The sequence below is a fragment of the Turicibacter sp. GALT-G1 genome (assembly GCF_025594995.1).
GTDB classification, from domain to species: domain Bacteria; phylum Bacillota_I; class Bacilli_A; order MOL361; family Turicibacteraceae; genus Turicibacter; species Turicibacter bilis.
On the sequence record NZ_JAMQUS010000020.1, the window covers coordinates 1 to 5066 of the forward strand.

The 5066-nt window shown below is 50.5% G+C and carries 1 tRNA gene and 3 rRNA genes; all 4 read left to right on the plus strand.

Annotation, left to right across the window (positions count from 1 at the left end):
* The first annotated feature begins 271 nt into the window (after nucleotides 1-271).
* The 4 genes from NEH74_RS03805 to NEH74_RS03820 all read left to right on the plus strand — a co-directional run bounded on the left by NEH74_RS03805 (nucleotide 272) and on the right by NEH74_RS03820 (nucleotide 5033).
* A 16S ribosomal RNA gene (locus tag NEH74_RS03805) occupies nucleotides 272-1788 on the plus strand.
* 108 nt (nucleotides 1789-1896) lie between these two features.
* A 23S ribosomal RNA gene (locus NEH74_RS03810) occupies nucleotides 1897-4787 on the plus strand.
* Between the two features lie 52 nt (nucleotides 4788-4839).
* Nucleotides 4840-4948: ribosomal RNA gene (rrf, locus tag NEH74_RS03815) — 5S ribosomal RNA — on the plus strand.
* Together the 16S, 23S and 5S rRNA genes with 1 tRNA gene alongside form the textbook arrangement of a ribosomal RNA operon.
* Nucleotides 4949-4959: 11 nt before the next feature.
* A tRNA-Gly gene (locus NEH74_RS03820) sits at nucleotides 4960-5033 on the plus strand.
* The last annotated feature ends 33 nt before the right edge of the window (nucleotides 5034-5066 follow it).

Below are 5066 nucleotides of genomic sequence, written 5' to 3' on the forward strand. Positions count from 1 at the left end.
ATGATAAAAAAAAATAAAAAAGTGTTTGACAGTATTCGACAATCATGGTAAGATAACAAGGTCGTCAGAAATGAACGATACAAGGAAACGAAATAAAAAGTTTCGAAAAAAAGTTTAAAAAGTGTTTGACAGAAAGAGACAGACATGATAAACTAATAAAGTCGCCAAAACAAGGTGACACGAAGTTCTTTGAAAACTAAACAGAACGTCAACAAACATTTATTTAAGAATTAAGTTTCTTAAGGAAGCTTAGGATAAAAACAAACATTTAATTATGGAGAGTTTGATCCTGGCTCAGGATGAACGCTGGCGGCGTGCCTAATACATGCAAGTCGAGCGAACCACTTCGGTGGTGAGCGGCGAACGGGTGAGTAACACGTAGGTGATCTGCCCATCAGACGGGGACAACGATTGGAAACGATCGCTAATACCGGATAGGACGAAAGTTTAAAGGTGCTTCTGGCACCGCTGATGGATGAGCCTGCGGCGCATTAGCTAGTTGGTAGGGTAAAGGCCTACCAAGGCGACGATGCGTAGCCGACCTGAGAGGGTGAACGGCCACACTGGGACTGAGACACGGCCCAGACTCCTACGGGAGGCAGCAGTAGGGAATCTTCGGCAATGGGCGAAAGCCTGACCGAGCAACGCCGCGTGAATGATGAAGGCCTTCGGGTTGTAAAATTCTGTTATAAGGGAAGAACGACTTTAGTAGGAAATGGCTAGAGTGTGACGGTACCTTATGAGAAAGCCACGGCTAACTACGTGCCAGCAGCCGCGGTAATACGTAGGTGGCGAGCGTTATCCGGAATTATTGGGCGTAAAGAGCGCGCAGGTGGTTGATTAAGTCTGATGTGAAAGCCCACGGCTTAACCGTGGAGGGTCATTGGAAACTGGTCGACTTGAGTGCAGAAGAGGGAAGTGGAATTCCATGTGTAGCGGTGAAATGCGTAGAGATATGGAGGAACACCAGTGGCGAAGGCGGCTTCCTGGTCTGTAACTGACACTGAGGCGCGAAAGCGTGGGGAGCAAACAGGATTAGATACCCTGGTAGTCCACGCCGTAAACGATGAGTGCTAAGTGTTGGGGGTCGAACCTCAGTGCTGAAGTTAACGCATTAAGCACTCCGCCTGGGGAGTACGGTCGCAAGACTGAAACTCAAAGGAATTGACGGGGACCCGCACAAGCGGTGGAGCATGTGGTTTAATTCGAAGCAACGCGAAGAACCTTACCAGGTCTTGACATACCATTGACCGTTCTAGAGATAGGATTTTCCCTTCGGGGACAATGGATACAGGTGGTGCATGGTTGTCGTCAGCTCGTGTCGTGAGATGTTGGGTTAAGTCCCGCAACGAGCGCAACCCCTGTCGTTAGTTGCCAGCATTCAGTTGGGGACTCTAACGAGACTGCCAGTGACAAACTGGAGGAAGGTGGGGATGACGTCAAATCATCATGCCCCTTATGACCTGGGCTACACACGTGCTACAATGGTTGGTACAAAGAGAAGCGAAGCGGTGACGTGGAGCAAACCTCATAAAGCCAATCTCAGTTCGGATTGTAGGCTGCAACTCGCCTACATGAAGTTGGAATCGCTAGTAATCGCGAATCAGAATGTCGCGGTGAATACGTTCCCGGGTCTTGTACACACCGCCCGTCACACCACGAGAGTTTACAACACCCGAAGTCAGTGGCCTAACCGCAAGGAGGGAGCTGCCTAAGGTGGGGTAGATGATTGGGGTGAAGTCGTAACAAGGTATCCCTACCGGAAGGTGGGGATGGATCACCTCCTTTCTATGGAGAAAGAGACGTTCTGTTTAGTTTTGGAAGAATTTCTTCCAAAGTTGATCTTTGAAAACTAGATATCTTCATTCAGAAGAAACAAACAATAGATTTGATTTAGGTTAAGTGAATAAGGGCGCACGGAGGATGCCTTGGCACTAGGAGTCGAAGAAGGACGCGACAAACGGCGAAACGCCTCGGGGAGCTGTAAGTGAGCATTGATCCGGGGGTATCCGAATGGGGAAACCCGCTAGTGGTTATACGCTAGCACCATATGGTGAATACATAGCCATATAGGAGACAGACCCAGGGAACTGAAACATCTAAGTACCTGGAGGAAAAGAAAGAAAAATCGATTCCCGTAGTAGCGGCGAGCGAAGTGGGAAGAGCCCAAACCGGATTTATCCGGGGTTGTAGGACCTTCATAATTGACAAATCATGATAGCCGAATGGTCTGGGAAGGCCAACCGTAGGGGGTGAGAGTCCCGTAGGTGAAATTGTGAGATGCATGGAAGGAATCCTGAGTACGGCGGGACACGTGGAATCCCGTCGGAATCAACGAGGACCATCTCGTAAGGCTAAATACTACCTAGTGACCGATAGTGAACCAGTACCGTGAGGGAAAGGTGAAAAGAACCCCGGAAGGGGAGTGAAAGAGAACCTGAAACCGTGTGCCTACAAATAGTCAGAGCCCGTTAATGGGTGATGGCGTGCCTTTTGTAGAATGAACCGGCGAGTTACGATATCGTGCGAGGTTAAGCAGAAGATGCGGAGCCGTAGCGAAAGCGAGTCTGAATAGGGCGAAGAGTACGATGTTGTAGACCCGAAACCGTGTGAGCTAGCCATGAGCAGGCTGAAGGTCAGGTAACACTGACTGGAGGGCCGAACCAGGGCACGTTGAAAAGTGCTTGGATGACTTGTGGCTAGGGGTGAAATTCCAATCGAACACGGATATAGCTGGTTCTCTCCGAAATAGCTTTAGGGCTAGCCTCGATGTTAAGTCTACTGGAGGTAGAGCACTGAATGGGTGATGGCCCCACCTCGGGGTACTGATCTCAATCAAACTCCGAATGCCAGATAGATATAATCGGGAGTCAGACTGTGGGTGATAAGGTCCATGGTCAAAAGGGAAAGAGCCCAGACCGCCAGCTAAGGCCCCCAAGTGTCCGTTAAGTGGAAAAGGATGTGGAGATGCACAGACAACTAGGAGGTTGGCTTAGAAGCAGCCATCCTTTAAAGAGTGCGTAATAGCTCACTAGTCGAGTGACTCTGCGCCGAAAATGTACCGGGGCTAAACGGACCGCCGAAGCTGCGGATTGACTTTAGAGTCAGTGGTAGGAGAGCGTTCTAACAGCGGTGAAGCAGTACCGGAAGGAGCTGTGGAGCGGTTAGAAGTGAGAATGCCGGTGTGAGTAGCGAAAGATAGGTGAGAATCCTATCCATCGAAAGCCTAAGGTTTCCAGGGGAAGGCTCGTCCGCCCTGGGTAAGTCGGGACCTAAGGTGAGGCCGAAAGGCGTAGCCGATGGACAACAGGTTGATATTCCTGTACCACTTATTAAACTGATGGAGTGACGGAGAAGGCTAAGTTGAGCGTGTGATTGGATTCACGTGTAAGCAGTGAGGTGGTCATGTAGGCAAATCCGCATGGCATAACATTGAGCTGTGATGCCGAAGCCGAATGGCGAAGTCAACTGACGTCACGCTTCCAAGAAAAGCTTCTAGGGTTAATTTAATAAGTGCCCGTACCGATAACCGACACAGGTAGGCGAGGAGAGAATCCTAAGATGAGCGAGAGAACTCTTGTTAAGGAACTCGGCAAAATGACCCCGTAACTTCGGGAGAAGGGGTGCTTGTGAAAGCAAGCCGCAGTGAATAGGCCCAGGCGACTGTTTATCAAAAACACAGGTCTCTGCTAAACCGCAAGGTGATGTATAGGGGCTGACGCCTGCCCGGTGCTGGAAGGTTAAGAGGAGAGGTTAGCGCAAGCGAAGCTTTGAATTGAAGCCCCAGTAAACGGCGGCCGTAACTATAACGGTCCTAAGGTAGCGAAATTCCTTGTCGGGTAAGTTCCGACCCGCACGAAAGGCGTAACGATCTGGGCGCTGTCTCAACAAGAGACTCGGTGAAATCATAGTACCTGTGAAGATGCAGGTTACCCGCGACAGGACGGAAAGACCCCGTGGAGCTTTACTGTAGCTTGATATTGAGCACTGGTGGCACATGTACAGGATAGGTAGGAGACGAAGAAACCAGGACGCCAGTCTTGGTGGAGTCGCTGTTGGGATACTACCCTTGTGTCACTGGGGTTCTAACCCGTGGCCCTTATCGGGTCAGGGAACAGTGTCAGGTGGGCAGTTTGACTGGGGCGGTCGCCTCCCAAAGAGTAACGGAGGCGCCCAAAGGTTCCCTCAGAATGGTTGGAAATCATTCGAAGAGTGTAAAGGCAGAAGGGAGCTTGACTGCGAGACCTACAAGTCGAGCAGGGACGAAAGTCGGGCTTAGTGATCCGGCGGTACCGAATGGAAGGGCCGTCGCTCAACGGATAAAAGCTACCCCGGGGATAACAGGCTGATCTCCCCCAAGAGTTCACATCGACGGGGAGGTTTGGCACCTCGATGTCGGCTCATCGCATCCTGGGGCTGTAGTCGGTCCCAAGGGTTGGGCTGTTCGCCCATTAAAGCGGTACGCGAGCTGGGTTCAGAACGTCGTGAGACAGTTCGGTCCCTATCCGTCGTGGGCGTAGGAAATTTGAGAGGAGCTGTCCTTAGTACGAGAGGACCGGGATGGACACACCGCTGGTGTACCAGTTGTTCTGCCAGGAGCATAGCTGGGTAGCTACGTGTGGACGGGATAAACGCTGAAAGCATCTAAGCGTGAAGCCCCCCTCAAGATGAGATTTCCCATTCGAAAGAAGTAAGATCCCTTGAAGACGACGAGGTTGATAGGTCAGGAGTGGAAGTGTGGTGACACATGGAGCGGACTGATACTAATCGATCGAGGACTTAACCAAAGAAACTGAAGAAGATATCTAGTTTTGGAAGATTAACAACATCTTTCAATGGTCTAGTGATGATGGCAAGGAGGGCACACCTGTTCCCATACCGAACACAGAAGTTAAGCTCCTTAGCGCCGAGGGTAGTACGCAAGTGCGAGAGTAGGACGTCGCTGGGCCAAACCTATATGCGGGTGTAGTTTAATGGTAGAACTTCAGCCTTCCAAGCTGACTGTGAGAGTTCGATTCTCTTCACCCGCTCCAATTCGAATAGTCGCACTCTTAGAGTGCTTTTTT